Below are 22,335 nucleotides of genomic sequence, written 5' to 3' on the forward strand. Positions count from 1 at the left end.
CCTGGTGGGCGACGCAGTGCTGACCACAGTTCCGCTCGGCACGGGCAGGAGATGTCACAGCAGAACCGCACCAGCTGCTCGTCGCTGACGAATTTCGTAGGTCACTACCATCATGTGCGGCACGGTGAGCCCTGCCAGACCGATGAACACCAGCTGCAGGATCTGCTCGCTGAGAACGCCGCCGGGGCCGAACGCGACGAGGAAGACCGCTACCGCGAGGAGGGGGACCACGGTGTAGACCACGACCAGGAGGGCCGTCTGCCGTCCGCCGCCCCGCTCCTCCTGGAATCCTCCCTTCAAGTGCCGAAAACTGTGCAGTGCGCAGAAATACAGCACGAAGAAGACCAGCGGTTCTGTGGCCAGGCCGAGCACTGTGGCGAGCACGATCTCAACGCTCTCGCTCGGCCGGTGTCGCAGGGCGACCAGGGCAGCGATCATCAGACCTGCCACGGCGATCGGCCCGAGCCACTCCTGCACGCTGGCCACCACTGCGCCTCCGTCACCGGACAGCACCACGTAGATTGCTCTGACCTGGTCAGGATGCGACAGCGCCGGCACGGTGAGCAGCCCGAATCCGGCGAGAAAACGCAGCCCGACCGACCGGTCCGCATTCCAATCGGAGCCGAAGTGCAGCGCCGACACGAGCAAAAACGCGACCAGGCTCAGCACGGGCGCGACCAGCCAGAGCAGCACCACGCCGACCACGACCAGAATGTAGACCGCGTTGAACCCGGCGAAGCCCAGCGGAGTGCGCCACAGCCCAGCCCGGCGCGCGATCAGTGGATCGAGAGCGCCGTGGGGCAGGCCCAGCACACCGGCGAGGATGCCCAGCAGCACGATTTGAACCGTGGGCGAGGGCATGGGAATGCCCAGTCCGACCACGGCCAGAATGACCAGGGCCAGGCTGGAGAACACCACCGTCTCGGCGGGCACGCGCCGCCGCCGCGGCGTGACGCGGGCGGCCTCGCTACGGGGAGGAGTGGTCTGATCGGTCATCGCTGCACGCTGGTTTCTGTGGTCGGCGTCGGTCTGGTGGCCGGCAGGGTCTGTGCCGGGCTGAACGCCGCAGGCGCGGCCACCTGGGCAAGAAAAGGGGTCCACGGCAGGCTCGCGATGATGCGTGCGTAGTCCGTGGGTCGGGCGCCGTCGCTGAGAAAGCGCACCAGCGCGGCGGGGGCAACGCCGCGGGCGAGGGCGAAAAAATACTCCGCGGTGCGTTCCGGATGCGCCCGAACGGCCTGCAGAAAGATGCGATCGAAGGCGCGCCTCGCCCGAGGTTCGTCTGGGTGGCCCACCGCCCCCTGGCCAGCGAGCAGGCTCTCCGTGCAGAGTTGAGCCCAGCGCTGAATGCGCAGGAACCCGTAGCCCGAGGCAGCCCGCAGCGCCCCGCCGGCATTGCCGGCGTGCACGACCCCGGGGATCGGCGACGCCGTCTGCCGGCCCAGACCCATGGCCAGCACGCCACCCTCGGTGCGCACCCGGCGGGCGTCGGCCAGGCCGAGCCCGGTGAGTACCTCGTCGAGCTCGCCGACCAGGCGCTCCCGCTCTATCGGCGCCGTGCCGAAGCGGGTCCACTCCACGATCGCGCGGTTCCGGCCGAGCGGCAGGGCGTACACAAAGCTCAAACCCTCAGCGTCGGCGTCGAGCGACCCCATCAGCGTGACCTCGCCGAGCTCGAACGGCAACGGATGCTCACGCTCCAGTTCGAAGCCCACGAAGCTCTGGTAGAGCATCGACTCGGCGGCCCGTGGTCGGGTGTCAACCACCTGACGGGCCAGTAGGGGGCCCGCGCTCGTCTCAACCCGAACGCCGCCGGGGACTGCGTCGACCGTCTCGGCGTGCACGCCGAGGCGCAGGTCGACGTTCGCAGACTCGGCGATGTCGGCCTGCGCGCTCGCGTAGAAATCGCTGCCCCGAATGTACTGGTAGGCCAGCCCGGGTACCCGATGCCGAACGGTGAGGCCCGCCGCATCCGAAAAGGTCCAGGTCTTCCAGCTTCGTGAGACCAGGTGTGACAGGTCGTGCTGTTCCGGTCGCCAGAAGCACCAGCTGCGGTCGTCCTGATAGGCCGTGCGGGGTTCCAGCACCACGACGCGCAAACCGGAACGTACTCGGGCCAGCCGGGCGGCCAGCGTGAGACCGGCGAGTCCACCACCTAGTATCACGAGGTCGGCGTCCACGGCAGGCGTCATCTGTGCTCCTTGCGCTCGATCACGTCCGAGGTGCCAATGGGACGATCTTCGAACAGCCTAGTGGTCTTGGTATGTGATTTTTCGGCTGCTCACCCGGCTGCGAAAAACACCTTCAACCGGTGGTTTGGACTCCTCAGTGGAGGACCGCGAGCAGCACGCCGACAGCCACGAAGAGCACACCGAAGACACGGTTCAACACGCGCTGGCCGTGATCGTCGCGGGTGAATCGCGCGAATGAATGCGCTGTTCCGGCGAAGAAGAACCACATCACCAGAATGTCGATCGCAACGACGGTGGCCGCGACGATCAGATACTGGGTCGGCATCGGCCTGTCCACCCGGATGAACTGAGGCAGGAACGCGAGGAAGAACACGATCGCTTTGGGGTTGAGCATGTTCACCCACAGCCCGCGTCGGAACATCGACCAGCGGGGCTCATCGCTCAGGGCCCGGGTGCGCTCGCCATCGAGTTCCGGCTTGGCCAGAAACTGACGGATGCCCAGGTAGACGAGGTAGGCGGCACCCGCGTAGCGAATGACGTTGAAGGCGATCGGAGAACCGGCCACGAGCAGACCGACACCGAGTGCCACGATCACGATGTGGATGAGAAGCGCGGCCTGCTGGCCGAGGATTCCCCAGATGGAGCGGCGAAAGCCCGCGTTGAGAGCGTTGCTCATGGTGTTGATCGCCCCCGCACCGGGCGTGAAGCTGATCAGAGTGCCCGCGCCGACAAGGGCCACCCACAGGGAGAACTGCACCGGGACATCCTCGTTTCATGCTGATTGCGGCTTGCCAGCCGGCGACGGGGTCAGGCCGTTACGCGGTGGGACCGATTCTGCTTGCGAAGGCGCGAGATCCCGGACAGGGCCGCGACAATGATCAGGCCGAGAATGAGCCCGAAAACGAGCGACATCGCGGTGTCGGTGACCCAGGCAATGATGGGTCCGGCAGGTTCGACCGCCTGCGTCACGGCGTGCAGAACGTCGTAGGGAACGCTCCAGATCGTGTCGTTCAGGTTCACGATCACCAGGTGGCCTCCTACCCACAACATGGCGACCGTGCCGATGACGCTGATCACTCGGAACACGGCCGGCATCGATCGCACAATGCGCGCGCCGGTGCGTCTGACCCGTCGTACCGGGTGCTTCATCAGCGTCAGCCCGATGTCGTCGATCTTGACCAGCAGGGCGACCGCACCGTAGACGAGCGCCGTCATCCCCAGGCCGATCACGACCAAGGCGCCGAGCGTCATCCAGATGCCAAAATCGGGATCGAGACCCGCCAGTGCGATGAGCATGATCTCTGTGCTGAGGATGAGGTCGGTGCGAATAGCACCGAAGACGAGCTTTCGCTCATCTCGCATCTCAGTGTTGTCAGTGCCGTGATGAACTCCGAACCACTCGGTGACTTTCTCCGCACCCTCGAAACACAGATAGGTACCGCCGATGATCAGCAGCCACGGCAACACCCACGGCGCAAAGGCGGAGAGGAGTAGTGCGAGCGGGATGATGATGACGAATTTGTTGAACAGGCTACCGAGAGCGATCCGCCACACGATGGGAAGCTCGCGCGCCGGTGACAGTCCCTGAACGTACTGAGGCGTGACGGCCGCATCGTCGATCACGACGCCTGCGGTCTTCGCGCTAGCTTTGAGAGCGGCGGTGAGTATGTCATCGACAACGGCGAGCAGGCCGACGGACATCTGGTTCTCCTCGGATTCAGGGGCGTCGTCCTGGTGCAAGGCGACGGCAATGGGGTCAACATTACCGCGCGGCAGGGTGGGCACAGGCGCCTCCCAGACGGTGGAAAGAAGATTGATCCTGGTTTCGCCATCACGTCGCGAACGATATATCGTTAACTATCGTCGAGCCGGATGGCTTCGGCGCTGAGGAGGACATCATGAGTGGTTCATTTATGGGTGACGGGTTCAGGGCACGCCGGGGCGGTGCTGGTGAGGGCTGGCCCAGCGGAATGTGGGATGCCATGGAGCAGCTGCGCGGACAGTTCGACCGCAAGGCCGGTCCGAGAATGGCACGCGGGAACGTGCGTGCGGCGGTGCTTGCGCTGCTCGCCGAGAAGCCGATGCACGGCTACCAGATCATTCATGAGATCGAGGAACGCAGCAATGGCGCCTGGAAGCCGAGCCCCGGCTCGGTGTATCCCACGCTTCAGCTGCTTGCGGACGAGGGCCTCATCAACGCCGAGGAGTCCAACGGTCGCAAGACCTACTCGCTCACGGACGAAGGCCGCGGGGTAGCGGATGCCATGGCCGACCAGCCGGCCCCGTGGGAGGCCCAGAGCGCTCGGGACACCGGGCGGGCGGCCGCGCTGCCCAAGGCCGGCATCGACCTGGCTCAGGCCGCCGCGCAGGTCGCGCGATCCGGCAACCCGGAGCAGGTGAAGCAGGCTGTCGCCATCCTGGATGAGGCGCGTCGCAAGCTGTACGCCATCCTCGCCCAGGACTGACCGAGTGCCCTCAGCACGTCGGCATCACGGAGATCAGATGACCGACGTCGCGGACTTGCGTGCCCGCTACCGCCGGATTTTGCGGTTCGCCGCCCTGTATTTGGCGCAGACGTGGTGTTACGAGGTCCTTCTCCCGCGGGTCGGGCTCGCGCGGGTCGCGGCACGAAGCAGATCGGCGCGACTGCAGCACATCGCGCAGCGCTTCCACGTGCTCGCGGTCGACCTGGGTGGCCTCATGATCAAGGTCGGCCAGTTCATGTCGTCGCGCCTCGACGTGCTGCCGCCGGAGATCACGAAAGAGCTCGAAGGTCTGCAAGACGAGGTTCCGCCGGTGCCCTTTCCGGCGATCCAGGCCGTCGCTGAAGCCGAGCTGGGTGTGACGCTCGAGCGTGCGTTCTCTTACATCGATCCCTCGCCGCTGGCCGCAGCATCCCTCGGTCAGGTGCACCGCGCTCGGCTGTCGGAACTCGATGCCGCCGAGACTGGTCTGCTCGACGTCGTCGTCAAGATTCAGCGGCCGGGCATCAGCGAGATCGTCGAGGTCGACCTCGGCGCTCTCCGACGTGTTGCCCGCTGGCTCAGCCACGTGCGTCTCGTTTCGGATCGCGTCGACATGCCCGCCCTGGTCGAGGAGTTCGCGGTCACGAGTCTTGAGGAGATCGACTACCTGCACGAGGCGGCAAGCGCCGAACGGTTCGAGCGGAACTTCGCAGACGACCCCCGGGTCAGCGTTCCCGAATTGGTGTGGGAGCGCACCACGCGGCGCGTGCTGACCCTCCAAGACGTGACCGCGATCAAGATCAACGACGTCGACGGGCTGAGGGCAGCCGGAATCGACCCGTCAGAAGTTGCCGAGGACTTCGCGGCGGTCATGTTCGACCAGCTCTTCGTCAATGGCTACTTCCACGCCGACCCGCACCCCGGAAACATCTTCGTCACGCCGCTCGCCGCCGGTGTACCCGGAGCGGACCACGGCCGGGCCTGGAAGTTCACCTTCATCGACTTCGGGATGATGGGCGACGTGCCCGATGTCCTGCGTCGGGGCCTGGTGAATCTGCTCATCGCCGCCGCGTCACGGGACGGAAAGGGGATGGTGGACGGCATCCGCGAAGTGGGTGTGCTCCTGCCGTCCGCTGATACCGCCGAACTCGAGCGCGCGATGACGAAGCTGTTCGCCCGTTTCGGCGGGATGGGTTTCGCCGAGTTGCAGGATGTCGACCCGCGCGAGTTCCGCGCCTTCGCCATCGAGTTCGGTGATGTGGTGCGCTCGCTGCCGTTTCAGCTTCCGGAGAACTTTCTGCTCATCGTGCGCGCGATGTCGCTGACCTCGGGAATGTGCAGTTCGCTCGACCCCGCCTTCAATATCTGGAATTCCGTCGAGCCATATTCCGCCCAATTGATCCGCGCCGAGGGCGGGAACGTGGTGCAGGCGACCGCGAAGCAAGTGGCGTCGGTTGCGGCCATCATCGCGCGGCTTCCCCAGCGGCTCGACAGCCTCACGACGCGATTCGACGACGGTACCGTCTCGGTGCAGACTCCCCGGATCGAGCGTCGCTTGGTCATCATCGAGCGAACCGCACGTCAGATCGTCTCGGCAATCCTCTTCGCCGCTCTGCTGATCGGCGGCATTCTGCTTCGTGCCGAAGATGTCGTGCTCGGAACGGTGCTCGTAGCCGTGTCCGCGCTCCCGCTGTTGCACGCCCTCTTCGCCGGGCTATCGGCGCGGCGCGGACCGCTGCTCTAGTCCCGACTGCGTGGAACGCCATTTCGGTTACTGAAATGCCTATGTCTGGTCAGAACGAAAAGCGGGATGCGGGGTTGCCGTCGGCCTCGAGGTCACGACGCGCGCCCGGTCGCTCACTTCACCGCGGCGGCGTCAGAAGTGCCCCGCGAGGCGAAAGCCGGCCGATGGTGCCCTGGCCGAATTTGCTCTCGACCTGGCACTGGACCTGACCTTCGGAAAGCCACAGACCGATCGGCTAGCCCCGGGGAAGGAAGATCGAACCGGCAAGTGTGATCACCGTTCTGCGCGGGATGAACGTGACGAGCGATGCGGTGATTCTGTTGCGCGCACCGACAATCACGGACGGCACCGATTTTCTGGCGCTGATGGCAGCCAGGGTCACGTCGACGACATTCGAGGCCGGCACTCGCTTGCCGGGTGACTGCGAACCGGCGATGTCGAAAAACTCAGTGTCGGTGGACCCCGGACTCACCGCGAAAACCCGCACTCCGGTGTTGTGGGTCTCGCCCCAGACGGCCTCGGTGAACGACAGGACGAACGCCTTCGTGGCTGCGTAGACCGCCATCCCGGGCACGGGCTGGTACGCCGAGGTGCTGGCGATGTTCACGATGATGCCCGAGTCTCGGGCCACCATGCCCGGCAGGAAGGCAGCCGTCAGGTCGACCAGCGTGCTGACGTTCAGAGCGATTTCCGCGTGAAGGCGGGCTCGGTCTTCGTCGACCAGGCGCGCATTGGTTCCAAAGCCGGCGTTGTTCACGAGAACATCAACGGTGATCTGCTGGTCGAGGAGTTGGTGCTCGACCGCGGCGGCCGCACCGGGCTCGCTCAGGTCCTGCGAAATGACGTGGACGTCGATCCCGTTCTGCTTGCGCAATTCGGATGCGAGAGCCTCCAATTTCTCGGTTCGGCGGGCCACCAGAATGAGGCTCGTCCCCGTCGCGGCGAAGGCTCGGGCGAAGTGACTGCCGATGCCCGAGCTGGCGCCGGTGATGAGGGCGGTCTTGCCTGCGAGATCGAAATTCATTCAGCTGCTTCCTGACGTAAACGGTGTTCACACCCTAGAGGAGCATCCAGTCGGCCAGTCAGGCGCACACCGGTTCGTTATATCTCGCTGCGGCAATAGGGGGGTGGCCGTGCGAGAATGCTCAGCAACCCTCACCGAAGGCTCACAGCCTGCGTCCCCATCCAGTTCGGCATCCGCGCCTCCCATTGCGCCCGTGCCGGTGGCGGTGAATCAGTGTGTTCTCAACTCGAAGAGGTTTTGATGTGTTGGACTTTCTAGGGGATCAGTATGAGCAGATCCTATTCAGCAGTTGGCAGCATTTCAGCCTTGTCGTTCAGTGCCTGATCCTGGCGACCGTCATTGCCGTCGTGCTGGCTTCACTCGTCTACCGCAGCTCCGCGCTCACCGGGATCGCCAACTCGGTGTCGGCCATCGGCCTGACCATCCCGTCGTTTGCCTTCATCGGACTGCTCATCGCGCCGCTCGGCTTCGGTGTCCTTCCGGCCGTCGTCGTGGTGGCGTTCTTCGCCACGCTGCCCATTTTGCGGAACGCGGTCGTGGGCCTGTCGGGTATCGCTCCATCGATCGTGGAATCCGCCCGCGGCATCGGCATGAGCCGGTTTCGCACGCTCCTGCAGGTGGAACTGCCGATCGCCTGGCCGATCATCCTCACGGGCGTTCGGGTATCCGCTCAGATGGTCATGGGTGTCGCCGCGATCGCCGCATACTCCCTCGGCCCGGGCCTGGGTGGATTCATCTTCTCCGGCCTATCCCGACTCGGCGGCGCCAACTCCCTCGAGTCAGTGCTGACGGGCGTCATCGGCGTTGTCGTGCTCGCCCTTATTCTTGATCTCCTTCTCGTCGGCCTCGGCCGCCTGACCACACCTCGAGGTATCCGTGTCTGAGTACATTGCATCCAACCCTGCTGAATCCAGCAGCACCGAAGAATCCGTCACCCCCACCGGCATCACCGGTGCAAGCATCCTGTTGGACCACGTCACCAAGCGGTTCCCCGGCCAGGCGCGCCCCGCCGTCGACGGTCTCACCATGGAGATCCCGGCCGGCAAGATCGTGATGCTCGTCGGTCCCTCGGGCTGCGGCAAGACCACGACACTCAAGATGATCAACCGGCTTATCGAACCGACTGAGGGGCGCATCGTCGTCGATGGCGACGACGTCACCGACATGAACGGCGACACTCTGCGCCGAGGCATCGGCTATGTCATTCAGGCCGGAGGACTTTTCCCGCACATGACAGTCGCCACCAATATCGGCATCGTGCCGAAGATGCTCGGCTGGGACAAGGCCCGCATCGCGGCCCGCGTCGACGAGCTTCTCGAGCTTGTTTCCCTCGACCCGGCGCTCTACCGCGACCGATACCCCAAGGAGCTCTCCGGCGGCCAGCAGCAACGCGTCGGCGTGGCGCGCGCCCTCGCGGCCGACCCGCCCGTGCTTCTGATGGACGAGCCCTTCGGCGCCGTCGACCCGATCACCCGACTGCGCCTGCAAGACGAACTGCTCAACATCCAGGAAGAATTGCAGAAGACCATCGTCTGCGTGACCCACGACTTCGACGAGGCCGTCAAGCTCGGCGACTGGATCGCCATCTTCAACGAGGGTGCCCAGCTCGTGCAGTACGACACTCCGGAACGCATCCTCGGCGACCCGGCCAACGAGTTCGTCGAAAACTTCATCGGGTCCGGCGCCGGCCTCAAACAGCTCACCCTGACCCGGGTGGCGGAGGTCAGCCTCAGCGACGCCGTCGTGGGCAAACCCGGTGAACGGGCAGCGGATGTGCTGGCCCGCGTCGTCGAGACCGGCCACGGCCACGCGGTCATCGTTGATGAGCGTCGCCGACCCATCCAGTGGCTCTCCGCGCGCCAGCTCGGCCGCCTCGAGGTCATCAGCGACGTTCCCGACCCGAAACTTCCGCTCGTCGGCAAGCGGGCCACGCTCAATGACGCGCTCGACACGATGCTCGTCTCGAGCGCCGGGGCCGCGCTCGTCACGGGCCGCCGCGACATGTTCAAGGGCGTCATCGACGTTCAAACCGTGATGGACGCCATCACCCGGTCACAGTCCGCTGCCGTGCTTGAGTCAGACCAGGCCCCCGTCGGGCTGAACACCGGCCTGTTCCAGGCGCAGGTGTCTGCCGCCGAGGCAGACCTGATCGAGACCGACCCCAGCGGCGCTGACGCGCGGTCCGTTCAGTGAGTACCCGCACCCCGCATACAGAGGCGGGCCTTGCCGGCGGCGATTCCGCCGTTGAAACGCCGGGCGACCCGACTGCGACCGGCGTACCGGTCAGCCGTGCGCGCACGGTGTGGCGATCCTGGCGGGGACTGGTCTACCAGCTGGCCGGCATCCTGCTCGCGTTCCTGGCGCTCGTGATCTGGCTGCTGACGGCCAACCTGTCGCCGATCGTGCTCACCACCCTCGCTCCTGGCGCGCTCTGGGTCTACACGGTGGAGCACATCCAGCTCACCCTGCTCGCCGCGGTGATCGTGTTGGTCATCGCGATTCCCTTGGGAATCGCCCTGACCCGCAGACCCTTGCGGTTTCTGACCGCTCCGGTGCTCGCCATCGCCAACTTTGGTCAGGCGGCCCCCGCGATCGGCGTCGTCGTGCTGCTCGCGTTCTGGGTCGGCTTCGGCTTCTGGGCCGCGACGCTGAGTCTCGTGCTCTACGCCGCGCTTCCGGTGCTGCGCAACACCATGGTGGGCCTGCAGCAGGTCGACGCCCGCCTCATCGAGGCCGGACGAGGCATGGGCATGAGCTCCGCCGCCGTATTGTTTCGGGTGGAGCTCCCGCTCGCCGTTCCGGTCATGCTGTCGGGCGTGCGCACCGCTCTCGTTCTGCTGGTGGGCACCGCGGCCCTGGCCACGTTCGTCAACGGCGGCGGACTCGGCATCCTGATCACTACGGGCGTCAATCTCAGCCTCACCCCCGTGCTCGTCACCGGAGCGCTGCTCGTGGCTCTGCTCGCCCTGCTCATCGACTGGGTCGGCCGCGTTGTGGAACACATCGCCCGCCCGAAGGGACTCTAGATGTATCGCTCGTCTTCTCGCACCCGCCTCACGTCCCTCGGCCGCTGGGGGGTGGTAGCCGGTCTCCTCACCCTGTCCGCAGTCGCTCTGACCGGTTGCGGCCTGAAGCCGGCAACCTCGTACGTTCCCGCGGTCGGACCTGGGTCGATCACCCCGCTCGAGGGCGCCGAGGGCGTCGACCTCACGGTCACGTCCAAGAACTTCACGGAGCAGCTACTGCTCGGCAAGATCGCGGTGCTCGCCGGGACCGCCGCGGGATTCGACGTCACAGACCTCAGCAATCTGCCCGGCAGCCAGCCGACCCGCGAGCTGATTCTTTCTGGTCAGGCCGACATGCTCTGGGAATACACAGGAACCGCCTGGCTGACCTACCTCGGTCAGGATGAGTCGATCGCCGACCAAGACAAAATGTGGCAAGCCGTGTATGACATCGACATCCAGAACGGCATCACCTGGGGCGCACCGGCCCCGATGAATAACACCTATGCCCTGGCTGTGCGCAGTGAGGCGGTCGCCGAGCTCGGCGGCATCACGACCATGTCCGAACTCGCCGCGTTGCCGGTGGAGGATCGCACTTTCTGCGTCGAATCCGAATTCAACTCCCGGCCGGACGGCATGAACCCCATGCTCGCCCACTACGGACTCGAACGTGGCGCCGCTGACGGGGTGCCCAATGGCAACATCGGAATCTACGACACCGGTGCGATCTACAGCGCGACCGACGACGGCGCCTGCAACTTCGGCGAGGTTTTCACGACCGACGGTCGACTCGACGCGCTCGACCTCACAGTTCTGATCGACGATCTCGCGTTTTTCCCTGCGTACAACGTCGCGCCGGTCTTCTTCACCCAGTCGATCGAGGCCACCCCCGGCCTGGAAGAGATCTTCGCCCGGATTTCGCCCAAGCTCACCGACGAGGTTCTGCGCGGCATGAACCGTCAGGTTGACGTCGACGGGAAGGAACCCGCTGATGTGGCCTATGCCTGGATGATCGACGAGGGGTTCATCACCGACCCGACCGACTGAGTCACGGAGAGTCCAGCTGACTGCACCGCGTGGACGGTGTCGGCGGTCAGCTTGGAGGACGGGACGTGACATCCGGCTTCCTCAAGCATCAGATCGTCTGGCCGGGCTCCGTTCCCACCCTGCCTGTCTAGGCTGTACCCATGGCCACAGTCATCCTCGTGCGGCACGGCCGCACCACCGCAAATGCCACCGGAATGCTGGCCGGCCGCGCTGCCGGCGTTCGGCTCGACCAGATCGGGCAGGACCAGGCCGCCCTCACGGCCAAGCGCCTGGCCGTGGTGCCGCTGGTCGGCGTGGTGTCGAGTCCTCTGGAGCGCTGCCGGCAGACATCTCAGTTCATCCTGGATCAGCAGGCCGGCTCGCTCGTGACGCCGGTGGAGGAGGACATCACCGAGTGCGATTACGGTGAGTGGCAGGGCCAAGCCCTCGGCGATCTCGCCAAGGAGAAGCTCTGGTCGTCAGTGCAGTCTCAGCCGTCGGCCGTCATCTTTCCCGGCGGAGAGTCGATGGCGACCATGCAGGCCCGGTCGGTCGCGGCCATCCGTCGTCACGATGCGGCGTTCGAGGCCGAGCACGGTCCGGGCGCGGTGTGGGTGGCGGTCAGCCACGGCGACATCATCAAGTCCGTTCTGGCCGATGCGCTCGGCATGCACCTCGACCTCTTTCAGCGCATCAACGTGGGTCCGGCATCCGTTTCGATCGTGCGCTTCGGCACCAGCCGGCCGAGCGTGCACGCTATCAACACGGATGCCGGCGACCTCGCCTGGCTCGGCGCCAGCGCCCCTCTGGCCGACGCGCCGGTGGGTGGCGGGGCTGGTCAGGCGCCGCACACAACGGTCGCCTAAAATACCCACATGCCCACAATCGTCCATGAGTTTGCCTGGCCGGATCGTGTCGTCATCGGCACCGTCGGTCCGCCTGGTTCTCGCACGTTCTACCTGCAGGTGCGCACCGGAGCTCAGATTGTGAGCATCGCCCTGGAGAAACAACAATCCGCGCTGCTCGCCGAGAAAATCGATGAGATGCTCGACCAGCTGATGAGCCATGAGGGCAACCCGTTCAGCATCCCAAGCACTACCCCCGTCGAACTCGTCGACAACGAGCCGCTGGATCAACCCGTCGCGGAGGAATTCCGCACCGGCGGGATGAGCCTGGGCTGGGACCCCTCGACCGTGCAGGTCGTGCTTGAGGCCTATCCGCTCGTGGAAGTCGATCCGGCCAGTGACGACGTGCCCGACGAGGATCTGCTCGACGCGATCATGCAGGAGCCGGCGGAGATGCTCCTGGTACGGATGCCCGTCGGTACCGCCCGGGCCTTCGCCAAGCGCACGCGCGAGGTGGTGGGGGCCGGCCGCCCCCTCTGCCCGCTCTGCGGCAACCCCATCGACGCCGACGGACACACCTGCACCCTCCCCGGCAGCCCCTGATGCACGATGCCGCCCTCGACGGTGAGCTCGACGGTGAGCTCGAGCTCACGGGACGCATCACGACGGCCTCGAACGCGACCTTCCTCGGCACTATCGGCGGATTCACGGTGGTCTACAAGCCCATCGCCGGCGAGAATCCGTTGTGGGACTTTCCCGACGGCAACCTCGCCAACCGCGAGGCCGCGGCCTACCTGGTCTCGCAGGCCTTCGGCTGGAACGTCGTGCCTCGGACCTGGCTGCGGGGTGGCCCGATGGGCCGGGGGATGGTGCAGCTGTGGCAGCATACCGATCCCGATCAGGATGCCGTCGACCTCGTCCCGTGGGAAGCCGCGCCGACCCCGGGCTGGCGTCGCGTCTTCGACGGCCGGGACGAGCACAATCGTGCGGTGACCCTCATCCATGAGGACTCGGCCGCGATGCGACGCATGGCCGTGTTCGACATAATCGTGAACAACGCCGATCGCAAGGGCGACCACATCCTGGCGATGCCGGACGGGCACCGTCACGGCATCGACCACGGCCTCACCTTTCACGTCGACCATAAGTTGCGCACCGTGCTCTGGGGCTGGCTGGGCGACGAGCTCATCGCCGACGAGCTGGACGGGATCGACCGGATCAGTGCGCAGCTGACCGGCGAGCTCGGCGACATCCTCACCGGGTTGCTCACCGACGTCGAGATCGCCGCACTGGCTGCACGCTGCGACCGGTTGCGCTCTGAAGGGCGGTTCCCGGCGCCGCGCGGCGACATGCCCGCGGTGCCCTGGCCGCTGTTCTGACCTAGATCAGGTTCCGTTTCTCGATCTGTCCGAAGGTGCCGGTCGCGTCCGTGAGCCCGCCCCACAGCGTCACCTGTCCACTGGCCAGGGACTCCTGAACGTCGATGATCCGCTGGTTGCTGCTGCCCCGGAACTGCAGTTTGAGGTCGCGTTTGGCCAGTTCGAACCGACCGTCGACCAGAACGTCGATCGTGCCGAGAAGGGCCAGCTTGTCCGCACTCTCCCGCAACAGTTCTTCGAACGTGTAGCCGGTCCAGCACCACACATCCTTCGACGTGCCGAACTCCCGGCGCACGCGGTCGAGGAGGGCCAGGCACACCCCTGTGTTGAGGAACGGCTCCCCGCCGAGGAGGGTGAGGCCCTGTACGTACTCCTGGCCGAGATCGGCCAGGATCCGATCCTCAAGTTCCTGGGTGTACGGCTGCCCGTAGCGAAAACTCCAGGTGGCCTCGTTGAAACAGCCCTCACAGGCGAACAGGCAACCGGACAGGTACAGGCTGCACCGCACCCCCTCGCCGTCGACGAAGACGAAGGGCTTGTAGTCGCCGACGTACCGCTGGCTCAGTTTCTCCGACAGCCACTCGCCGGGCCGGGGGTTACGCATCCACGGCGACGGATGCCGCGGCATCCGCCCCACGGATGCCGGTGGCGCCCGGCATGTGCTTGACCCGGGAGGTGATCTCGGTGTGCCGGCCGTGCACCATCGGGCGGGCCTGCGGGTTGCCGAGGTAGCCACAGGTGCGCTTGACGACATCGCAGGTCATCGGGTCGGCGTTGTGGCACTCGGGGCACTCGAACCCACGCGGGGTGGCGTCGAAGTCGCCCGAGAAGCCACAGGCGTAGCACCGGTCGATCGGAGTGTTGGTGCCCAGATAGCCGACGCGATCGTAGGAGTAGTCCCACACCGCCTCGAGTGCCTTGGGGTTCTGCTGCAGGATCGGGTATTCGCAGTAGTGGATGAACCCGCCGGAGGAGTACGCCGGGTAGACCTTCTCGAAGTCCAGCTTCTCGAACGGCGTCGGGCTCTTGCGCACGTCGTAGTGGAAGCTGTTGGTGTAGTAGTCCTTGTCGGTGAGGTTTGCCACGGCGCCGAACTTCGCGGTGTCGAGTCGGCAGAACCGGTCGGTCAGGCTCTCGCTCGGCGTCGAGTACACGCTGAACTGGTAGCCGTACTCGGTGCTCCACTCCTGGGTGCGCCCATGGAGCGTGCGCAGGATCTCGACGGTGAAGTCCTTCGCCTCGGGATTGGACTCCCAGTCACCGCCGTAAAAGGCCGCGGCCACCTCGTAGAGGCCGATGTAGCCGAGGGAAACGGTGGCGCGCTTGTTCTTGAAGAGGGTGTCGACGGGCTGACCGGCATTCAGGTGTTGGCCGAAGGCGCCGTAGATGTAGAGGATCGGGGCGTTCTCCGGGGTCGCTTCCTTGCACCGGTCGATTCTGAAGAGCAGGGCGTCGCGCGCCGTGCTCACCCGTTCGGCAAGGATGCTCCAGAACTTGTCCTTGTCACCGGCGGCCTCGAGGGCGATCCGGGGCAGGTTGAGTGTCACGACTCCGAGATTCATCCGACCCTCGGAGACGTCGTTGCCCTGCTCGTCGGTCCAGCCCTGCAGGAACGAGCGGCAGCCCATCGGCACCTTGAAGCTGCCGGTGAGTTCGACGATCTTGTCGTAGTTGAGGATGTCGGGGTACATGCGTTTGGTGGAACATTCCAGCGCAAGCTGCTTGATGTCGTAATTCGGGTCGTTCGGTGCAAGGTTGAGGCCGCGCTTGATGGTGAAGATCAGTTTCGGGAAAATTGCCGTGCGCTTCTCACTGCCGAGCCCCTCGATCCGGATCTGTAGAATCGCCTTCTGGATTTCTCGCTCGAACCAGCTGGTGCCGAGGCCGAAGCCCAGGGAGGTGAAGGGGGTCTGCCCGTTCGAGGTGAACAGGGTGTTGATCTCGTATTCGAGGCTCTGCATCGCGTCGTAGATGTCCTTGAGGGTCTTCTCCTCGGCATAGGACCGGTGCTGCGACTTATCCGCGATCCACTTGCCTGCGTCGACCAGGTGCTTTTCGAGGTTCTTCTCGGCGTAGGGGGCGAGAACTTCGTCGATGCGGTTCCCCGAGCATCCGCCGTACTGGCTCGACGACACGTTGGCGATGATCTGCGAGATCTGGGCCGTCGCCGTCTGGATCGACCGGGGCGGGTTGACGTCGGCGTTGCCGATTCGGAAGCCCTGGCTCAGCATCGTCGTGAAGTCGATCAGGCAGCAGTTCGTCATCGGCGCGTAGGGGTGGTAGTCGAGGTCGTGGAAGTGCAGGTCGCCCTTCTGGTGGGCGTTGGCGACGTGCGGGGGCAGCATCTTCAGGCCGATGGCCTTGCCCACCGCGCCGGCGGTCAGGTCGCGCTGGGTGTTGAAGACGTCGCTGTCCTTGTTGGCGTTCTCGTTGACGACCGACTCGTCTTTGCTGATCAGTTTTATGATCGAGTGGTTGATGTCGGTGGCCTTGCTGCGGGCGAAGTCCCGCTGGATGCGGTAGTTGATGTAGGCCTCGGCGGCGTCGTACTCCTTGCTGTCCAGCAGGGCGTGTTCCACGATGTTCTGCACCTCGTAGATCTTGATGTCGACCGCGAAGCGCGAGGCGATCTCGCGGTCGACGCGAGCGACCAGGTCACGGATGGTGCGGTGCGTGAGCGGGGTCAACTCGCCGTTCACCTCGGTGAAGCTCTTGGCCAGTGCCGCGTAGATGCGGGCGTTGTCGAAGGCGAGCAGGCGGCCGTCCCGTTTGGCCACCATGAGCGCGCCCAGAGCATGCTCGGTCGTGAGGTTTCCTGCGCCGGGATTTTCCATTTTCAGCACGCGCTGCCATCTCCTTGGGTCGGTACCCACGGCAATCGGGCGGGACGCTGAGTCAGGCGAAAGAACCACATCTAGTGGTTGGGGTGCGATTCACATACTACCTGTAGGGTTTCGCAGTCATGCGCTTCGGCTCGCCGCCGGTGTCTCCGAGTTGGTGGAGCGGTTGCCGGGCGGCGTACGATCGGTGAATGCCACCGCCCTCCCCGTTGCCACAGCGCCACGGGCTTGACGCTGCCTGGGTATGCACGCCGGATGGGGGCCGGGCCGGGCCGCATCCGTGGCCGACCATGGGTGCGTGGTTGCTCGAGCGACTCGCCGAGTTTGTCGATGTCGCCGGGTTTCTGGCCGGGGAACGCTTCGCCTATCAGTCGGGCGCGCTGGTCGTGGGCAGCGACCCCTACGGCCCGCGTACCTTTGTCTGGTTTCATCGCGATCTCGCCGATGAGACAGTCGTGCCCGGGACCATCCACGTGGTGCATCGGGATGCCCGACTCGTCGTGATCGACAAGCCGGCCTTTCTCTCGACCATTCCGCGCGGCCGACACGTTGTACAGAGTGTGGTGGTGCGCTTGCGCGCCGAGTTGGGACTTCCCGAGCTCTCGCCGTTGCATCGCCTGGATCGGGTGACATCGGGCCTCGTGGTTCTGGCGACGGAGCGGCGCTGGCGTGGGGAGTATCAATCGATGTTCCAACGCGGCGAGGTCGAAAAGACCTACCGGGCGCTGGCCCCGCTGCGGCCGGATCTGGATTTGCCCGTCACCGTGCGCAACCACCTCAGGAGCAGGCGCGGCCACTGGCAAGCCGAGGTGACCGACGACCCGGCCAATGCCGAGTCGCTGATCGAGCTGGAGACCGTTCTGCAGCACACGGGCGTCTATCGGCTGACGCCGCGCACCGGAAAGACCCATCAGCTGCGAATGCACATGCTGGGCCTAGGGATCCCCATCATCGATGACCCGGTGTACCCGGTCGTTCAGGATGTCGCACTCGACGATTTCACCCGCCCGCTGCAGCTCCTGGCGAGCGAGGTGACCTTCACCGATCCGATCGACGGGGAGTTGCGCCGCTTCGAGAGCGTCCGGGCGCTTCCGCTGCAGGCTGAGGTTGCTGTTGCTGTTGCTGGGGGTGCTGCTGGCTCAGCCTGAAGGCGCCCCAACCTCCCGACCCATCGTTACGCATCCGCCGCCGGCCCCCGGCCGAACGAATTCGACGGAGATTTTGCTCAGAACCGGCCCAGAACATCCGTTTGGGCTCGAAATCGGTAAAATCTCCGTCGAATTCGTTAGGAAGCCCGCGGTGCCTGAGGGGCGCACCGACGGATGCGCGTGGTCGGCCAACCACGGCACCGCGCCGACCGAATTATTTTCTATACTCGTTCAGAACCTCTTGACTTGTTATTAGTACACATCTACTATTAAGGCATGGCTGGAGTCCCCACTCCGCACCACCCCACCGCCTCACCGCAGGCGGTGCCTTCCCTCGCGCAGGCACCCCTCGCGCAGGCACCGCGTGCACAGTCATCCCTCGTGCAGCAGCTGCAGCAGGCCCGTGACCTGGCCGCGGCCGTGCTGGACTCGGTGTCCTTCTCCCTCCTGGGTGAGGCGGACGCGATGATGGTGCTGGGTACGGTTGAAGACCTCGGCCGTCGGGTCGATGCGGCCAGGGTTGCCTCCGCCGCTGACATTTCGGTGCGGTCCCGCCGCATCCTGGGCCATGAGTCCCTGGCGTATAAGAACGGGGCCAGCAGCGGCATCGACCTGATCACCCGTCTGACTAGCGTCTCTTCCCGGGAGGCGAACCGGCGGGTGCGCCTGGGCGAGAACGTGACCCCGCGCCGGGCGGGCACCAGCATGTTGCCGCCCTACTACCCGGCCGTGGCGGACGCCCTCACCGCCGGGGACCTCGGCGTGGACGCGGCCGAGAACATCGTCACCGCCCTCGACCAGGTCGCGGCCCGGGTCGCGCCCGACGACCTCGGCACTGCCGAACGTGCCCTGGTGGCCAGTGCGACCGGCGCCGTCACCGACGAAACCCGCGGCCTGCCCGGCGAGGGGTTCGCGTTTCCTGCGGACCTGGTGCGGGGCATGGCGGGGCAGTGGCAGGCTCGCCTCGATCCCGACGGCACCGCCCCCAACGAGCCCGTCGCCGAGGCCCGCAGCGCTGTCGGGTTCGGGCTCTTCCGCGACGGTCTCTACCCGCTCCGCGGCGGAGTCACGCCGGAGCTCCGCGGCATCATGAACGCCATCTTCGACACGTATCTCTCCGCCCACGCGGCGCCCAAGTTTCCGACCGAAGAAGAACAGGCGCGCATGGCGGCCGGGCAGCTGATCCCGGGGGCGGAGGCCGCGGCCCTCAGCGACGACCGTAACGGTGGTCAGAAACGCGCCGACATCCTCCGTGGTGTGTTCGAAGCCGCCACCCGTGACGCGGGGACCCCGACCATGGGCGGCGCCGCCCCCACCGTCATGATCCACGTCAACCAGGCCGACCTTACCGCCGACCATGGGGTGGGTTGGATCGACGGCGTCGAAGCGCCGATCTCTCTGACAAGTGTGAAGCAGGCGCTCTGCGCCGGCGGATTTCAGGAGATCCGGTTCGGGCCGCACAACGAGGTCCTCAGCCTCAGCACCGAGAATCGTTTCTTCAACCGGGCCCAACGCCGCGCCATCAGCGCCCGCGACGGCGGCTGCATCATTCCCGGCTGCACCGTGCCCGCCGCCTGGTGCGAAGTACACCACGTGATCCCCTGGTACCGCGGCGGAAAAACCAAGATCACCAACGGGGTCCTCCTCTGCTGGTACCACCACCACAGCATCGACACCTCCGGCTGGAACATCCGCATGATCCGCGGCACACCCGAAGTCAGGGCACCCTACTGCTACGACCCCACCCGCACCTGGCGGCCTGGGGGAGAGAACCCGGCCAGCCGCTCACCGGTCTCGGCGGGCTCGACCAGCGTCACCGTGCGTTCCCGAAATCGGGTCACCACCGCCTCCTAAGAACGTGGCTTCGTCCGCCACCACCCGGGCGCACAGTGCCCCCACAGTTCGACAGGCGCGATCGCGGTGTTGCTTGGCCGCCGGAGCACTCCAGCCGACACCAACCCCAAGATCGTGTCACGCTGGTCACATGGATCTGGAGGTGTCGCCCGCGCTGATTATTCCCGAGCGCGAACTCGGCTGGCGGTTCTCGCGGTCGTCAGGGCCGGGCGGCCAGCACGTGAACACCTCCGACAGCCGCGTCGAGCTCATCTGGAGCGTTGCCGAGTCGGAGAAGCTTTCCGACGACCAGCGGATGCGCCTGCTCGCCCGCCTCGCCAAACGCCTCGTCGACGGGGCGATCACCGTGACCGCGTCCGAGCGGCGCTCCCAGCTGCGCAACCGCGAGCTCGCTCTGGCGAAGCTCGCCGACATCGTGGCCACGGGCCTGGCTCCCGATGCGCCCATCCGCCGGCCGACCAAACCCACTCGTGGTTCGGGCCGAAGGCACCTCGCCGCGAAGCAACAGCGGTCGGCCACCAAGAAGCAGCGGCAGAGGCCGTCCGCCGGCTAGCTGCGAGAGCGGGTGAATCGTCGAACAGCGCAGCTCAAAGCGACGAGTCACCCGCTCTCGCGGCCTGAGGTGTCCGCAGGAGCGGCTAACGCAGGAGCGGCTACCGCACCAGCAACATCTGTCGGAAGAACGCCGCGAGCTCAGCGGTCGCGGTCAGCGGCAGCACGTTGGCCACATACATGTCCGGGCGCACCACCACGACGGCACCGCCGCGGTCGATCCCGCGCAGCTCGAAGATGTCGTGCGCCGGGTCGGTTGCATAGAGCTTTTCGTAGTCGATCAGCTCAAAGGGTCCTCTTATCGGCAGGAAAACGCCCGGAACCCGGCCGATGTCCACCCCGGTGTGCTCTTGCTGGTAGACCACTTTGACGTCGAAGACACTGTCGATGTCGCTCCCGGTAGGGGTGTACGCGAGCAGCGGCGACTCTAGTGAGGTGCGAATCCACTCGGCCCACTCGGTCAGCGCCGAGGCATCGCCGGACACAGCGGCATCCGCGAACGCGTACAGGCGCCACCGGCCGTCGGCGCGGTGGTGGTGTCCGAGCTGCACGGGGTTGGCGTCGCCGACGCGCACCACCGGGGCGGACTTAAAGCGCTTGCCGAGCGGGAATCCCGTGGCGAGGTGCTGGTGTGTTGCCTCGCCGGTCAGCATCGACGGCGGGTATTCCGTCATGAAACCCGACGGGAACTCGGCCGTCTTCGTATAGAACTCCTCCAGTGGAACTTCCAGGTCCTCCGACTTCGTCGCCATCAGGGTCGACCAGGTCTTGTCGAAATCGATCAGGTTCTTTGCGATGACCTGGCGCTCGGCAGAGTAGGTACCGAGCAGGGATTCGGGGCTGCGGCCTTCGATCACGTAGCCGAGTTTCCAGGCCAGGTTGAAGCCGTCCTGCATCGACACGTTCATGCCCTGGCCGGCCTTGGCGCTATGCGTGTGGCAGGCGTCCCCGGTGATGAACACCCGCGGGGTGCGTGTGCCGATCTCGTGGGGGAGGAGGTCGTCGAACCGATCGGTGAGACGATGGGCGACCTCGTACACGCTGTGCCAGGCGACATTCTTCACGTCGAGGGTATACGGGTGGAGGATGCCGTTGGCCTTCGCGATGATCTCCTCGATCGTCGTCGTGCGCACTGCCCCGTTGTCGTCAGCGGCCACCTCGCCGAGATCCACATACATGCGGAATAGGTATCCGCCCTCGCGCGGGATGAGCAGGATGTTGCCGCCGGATTCGGACTGGATCGCGCACTTCATGCGGATGTCCGGGAAGTCGGTGACCGCGAGCACGTCCATAACGCCCCAGGCGTGGAATGCCTGGTCGCCGGCGAGCGTACAGCCGATCGAGTCGCGCACAGCGCTGCGGGCACCGTCGGCGCCCACCACGTACTTGGCGTGCACGACGCGTTCCTGGCCCTGCTTCTCCCCGGTGGTGTGCACGAGCGTCACCGTGACGGGATACTCGCCCTCGTCGGTGTTCTCCAGGCTGCGGAAGTCGAAGCCGAAATCCGGCTCCATTCGCGTGGGGGAGTGCGCCATCACTTCGGCGAAGTAGTCGAGAACACGCGCCTGGTTGACGATCAGGTGCGGGAATTCGCTGATGCCGGTGGGGTCGTCCACGGCACGGGCCGAACGGATGATGCGGGTCACGTCGGCGGGGTCCGGTGTCCAGAAGGCCATTTCGGTGATGCGGTAGGCCTCGGCGATGATGCGTTCCGCGAAACCGAACGCGTGGAAGGTCTCGACGCTGCGGGCTTGGATGCCGTCGGCTTGCCCGATTGCGAGGCGCTTACCGCGGCGCTCGACGATGCGGGTCGTGATACCGGGGAACTGGGAGAGCTGCGCGGCGGTGATCATGCCGGCTGGGCCCGTTCCGACGATGAGAACGTCGACGTTCTCGGGGAGCTCGCCCGGGCGATTGAGGCCGACCCCGGCGGCATCCTGGATGCGGGGATCGGTGGACACGTATCCGTGGTGGTGAAACTGCACGGCTTCCTCACTTCTTTGTGGGCTCTGCGTGGGTGAATCGGACGTCACTGTCGTAGCGTGCATGTCCTGACGTGTTCGATAATCGAACACAAAGTTCTATTATCGCTTCTCGGATCATATATCATCCGGCCGACCAGGACTAGAGGAGAGGCGGCGAACCAATTCGACGGAGATTCTGGCTCTCCTGCTGCTTCCGTGGGTTAATCCCGGCCGGGGAGTGCGGGTTTGTGGCCGCCGAGGCTGAGCATGGCCAGGGCGATGAGGGCGTCGGGTGAT

General features: G+C 65.6%; 20 protein-coding genes. 12 read left to right on the forward strand and 8 right to left on the reverse strand.

What is annotated here, in order from left to right; genetic code table 11:
- Positions 1 to 54: 54 nt before the first annotated feature.
- The 4 genes from E3T34_RS01660 to E3T34_RS01675 all read right to left on the reverse strand — a co-directional run bounded on the left by E3T34_RS01660 (position 55) and on the right by E3T34_RS01675 (position 3,893).
- Entirely contained in the window at positions 55 to 996 is a 942-nt protein-coding gene (locus E3T34_RS01660; RefSeq protein ID WP_104101593.1) for a Brp/Blh family beta-carotene 15,15'-dioxygenase, read from the reverse strand.
- Positions 993 to 2,192, reverse strand: coding sequence for a lycopene cyclase family protein (locus tag E3T34_RS01665; protein WP_104101590.1), 1,200 nt, complete (start codon positions 2,190 to 2,192; stop codon positions 993 to 995). The genes E3T34_RS01660 and E3T34_RS01665 overlap by 4 nt, the downstream gene beginning before the upstream one ends.
- Positions 2,193 to 2,325: 133 nt before the next feature.
- Complete coding sequence (locus E3T34_RS01670) at positions 2,326 to 2,949, reverse strand: LysE family transporter (protein WP_104101588.1); 624 nt, start codon at positions 2,947 to 2,949, stop codon at positions 2,326 to 2,328.
- Positions 2,950 to 2,999: 50 nt separating this feature from the next.
- Positions 3,000 to 3,893: a DUF808 domain-containing protein gene (locus E3T34_RS01675; RefSeq protein WP_104101726.1), complete on the reverse strand. Its 894-nt coding sequence runs from the start codon at positions 3,891 to 3,893 to the stop codon at positions 3,000 to 3,002.
- 197 nt (positions 3,894 to 4,090) lie between these two features.
- Here E3T34_RS01675 and E3T34_RS01680 point away from each other — a divergent pair, with 197 nt between their 5' ends.
- Both E3T34_RS01680 and E3T34_RS01685 read left to right on the forward strand, forming a co-directional pair.
- Positions 4,091 to 4,657: a PadR family transcriptional regulator gene (locus E3T34_RS01680; protein WP_104101585.1), complete on the forward strand. Its 567-nt coding sequence runs from the start codon at positions 4,091 to 4,093 to the stop codon at positions 4,655 to 4,657.
- A gap of 37 nt (positions 4,658 to 4,694) precedes the next feature.
- Complete coding sequence (locus tag E3T34_RS01685; protein ID WP_104101583.1) at positions 4,695 to 6,401, forward strand: AarF/ABC1/UbiB kinase family protein; 1,707 nt, start codon at positions 4,695 to 4,697, stop codon at positions 6,399 to 6,401.
- 235 nt (positions 6,402 to 6,636) lie between these two features.
- Here the strand turns inward: E3T34_RS01685 and E3T34_RS01690 are convergent, their stop codons facing one another.
- Positions 6,637 to 7,425, reverse strand: coding sequence for an SDR family oxidoreductase (locus E3T34_RS01690; protein WP_134341959.1), 789 nt, complete (start codon positions 7,423 to 7,425; stop codon positions 6,637 to 6,639).
- Positions 7,426 to 7,667: 242 nt separating this feature from the next.
- Here E3T34_RS01690 and E3T34_RS01695 point away from each other — a divergent pair, with 242 nt between their 5' ends.
- The 7 genes from E3T34_RS01695 (at position 7,668) to E3T34_RS01725 (ending at position 13,680) form a co-directional block, all read left to right on the forward strand.
- On the forward strand, positions 7,668 to 8,309 hold the full coding sequence (locus E3T34_RS01695) for an ABC transporter permease (RefSeq protein ID WP_104101578.1): 642 nt from the start codon (positions 7,668 to 7,670) through the stop codon (positions 8,307 to 8,309).
- Between the two features lie 61 nt (positions 8,310 to 8,370).
- Positions 8,371 to 9,618 (forward strand): ATP-binding cassette domain-containing protein, encoded by a 1,248-nt coding sequence (locus tag E3T34_RS01700; RefSeq protein WP_104171244.1) that lies wholly within the window; start codon positions 8,371 to 8,373, stop codon positions 9,616 to 9,618.
- Between the two features lie 107 nt (positions 9,619 to 9,725).
- Positions 9,726 to 10,451, forward strand: coding sequence for an ABC transporter permease (locus E3T34_RS01705; RefSeq protein WP_104101721.1), 726 nt, complete (start codon positions 9,726 to 9,728; stop codon positions 10,449 to 10,451).
- Positions 10,452 to 11,477, forward strand: a complete 1,026-nt coding sequence (locus E3T34_RS01710) for a glycine betaine ABC transporter substrate-binding protein (protein WP_134341960.1) — start codon at positions 10,452 to 10,454, stop codon at positions 11,475 to 11,477.
- Between the two features lie 140 nt (positions 11,478 to 11,617).
- Positions 11,618 to 12,322 (forward strand): histidine phosphatase family protein, encoded by a 705-nt coding sequence (locus E3T34_RS01715; RefSeq protein ID WP_134341961.1) that lies wholly within the window; start codon positions 11,618 to 11,620, stop codon positions 12,320 to 12,322.
- Between the two features lie 9 nt (positions 12,323 to 12,331).
- Complete coding sequence (locus E3T34_RS01720; protein WP_104101569.1) at positions 12,332 to 12,904, forward strand: DUF3090 domain-containing protein; 573 nt, start codon at positions 12,332 to 12,334, stop codon at positions 12,902 to 12,904.
- The gene (locus tag E3T34_RS01725) at positions 12,904 to 13,680 is read left to right on the forward strand and encodes an SCO1664 family protein (protein ID WP_134341962.1); all 777 of its coding nucleotides are present in this window, start codon (positions 12,904 to 12,906) and stop codon (positions 13,678 to 13,680) included. Before E3T34_RS01720 ends, E3T34_RS01725 begins: the two co-directional genes overlap by 1 nt.
- A gap of 1 nt (position 13,681) precedes the next feature.
- Here E3T34_RS01725 and nrdG read toward each other — a convergent pair whose 3' ends face one another.
- Together nrdG and nrdD are read right to left on the reverse strand one after the other, a co-directional pair.
- Entirely contained in the window at positions 13,682 to 14,284 is a 603-nt protein-coding gene (gene nrdG / locus E3T34_RS01730; protein ID WP_134341963.1) for an anaerobic ribonucleoside-triphosphate reductase activating protein, read from the reverse strand.
- Positions 14,277 to 16,514 (reverse strand): anaerobic ribonucleoside-triphosphate reductase, encoded by a 2,238-nt coding sequence (gene nrdD, locus E3T34_RS01735; RefSeq protein WP_104101561.1) that lies wholly within the window; start codon positions 16,512 to 16,514, stop codon positions 14,277 to 14,279. Before nrdD ends, nrdG begins: the two co-directional genes overlap by 8 nt.
- A gap of 308 nt (positions 16,515 to 16,822) precedes the next feature.
- Here nrdD and E3T34_RS01740 point away from each other — a divergent pair, with 308 nt between their 5' ends.
- From E3T34_RS01740 to arfB, 3 genes are all read left to right on the forward strand, one after another.
- Positions 16,823 to 17,668 carry a pseudouridine synthase gene (locus E3T34_RS01740; RefSeq protein ID WP_241977312.1) on the forward strand — a complete coding sequence of 282 codons (846 nt, stop codon included), beginning with the start codon at positions 16,823 to 16,825 and terminating at the stop codon, positions 17,666 to 17,668.
- A gap of 276 nt (positions 17,669 to 17,944) precedes the next feature.
- On the forward strand, positions 17,945 to 19,522 hold the full coding sequence (locus E3T34_RS01745) for an HNH endonuclease signature motif containing protein (protein ID WP_134341965.1): 1,578 nt from the start codon (positions 17,945 to 17,947) through the stop codon (positions 19,520 to 19,522).
- Positions 19,523 to 19,652: 130 nt separating this feature from the next.
- Positions 19,653 to 20,075 (forward strand): alternative ribosome rescue aminoacyl-tRNA hydrolase ArfB, encoded by a 423-nt coding sequence (gene arfB / locus E3T34_RS01750; protein ID WP_134341966.1) that lies wholly within the window; start codon positions 19,653 to 19,655, stop codon positions 20,073 to 20,075.
- Positions 20,076 to 20,175: 100 nt separating this feature from the next.
- Here arfB and E3T34_RS01755 read toward each other — a convergent pair whose 3' ends face one another.
- Complete coding sequence (locus E3T34_RS01755) at positions 20,176 to 22,059, reverse strand: FAD-binding monooxygenase (RefSeq protein WP_134341967.1); 1,884 nt, start codon at positions 22,057 to 22,059, stop codon at positions 20,176 to 20,178.
- Positions 22,060 to 22,335: the final 276 nt, after the last annotated feature.

Origin of the sequence: Cryobacterium sp. TMT1-62, from assembly GCF_004403145.1 — a bacterium.
In the GTDB taxonomy this organism is placed as follows: Bacteria; Actinomycetota; Actinomycetes; order Actinomycetales; family Microbacteriaceae; genus Cryobacterium; species Cryobacterium sandaracinum.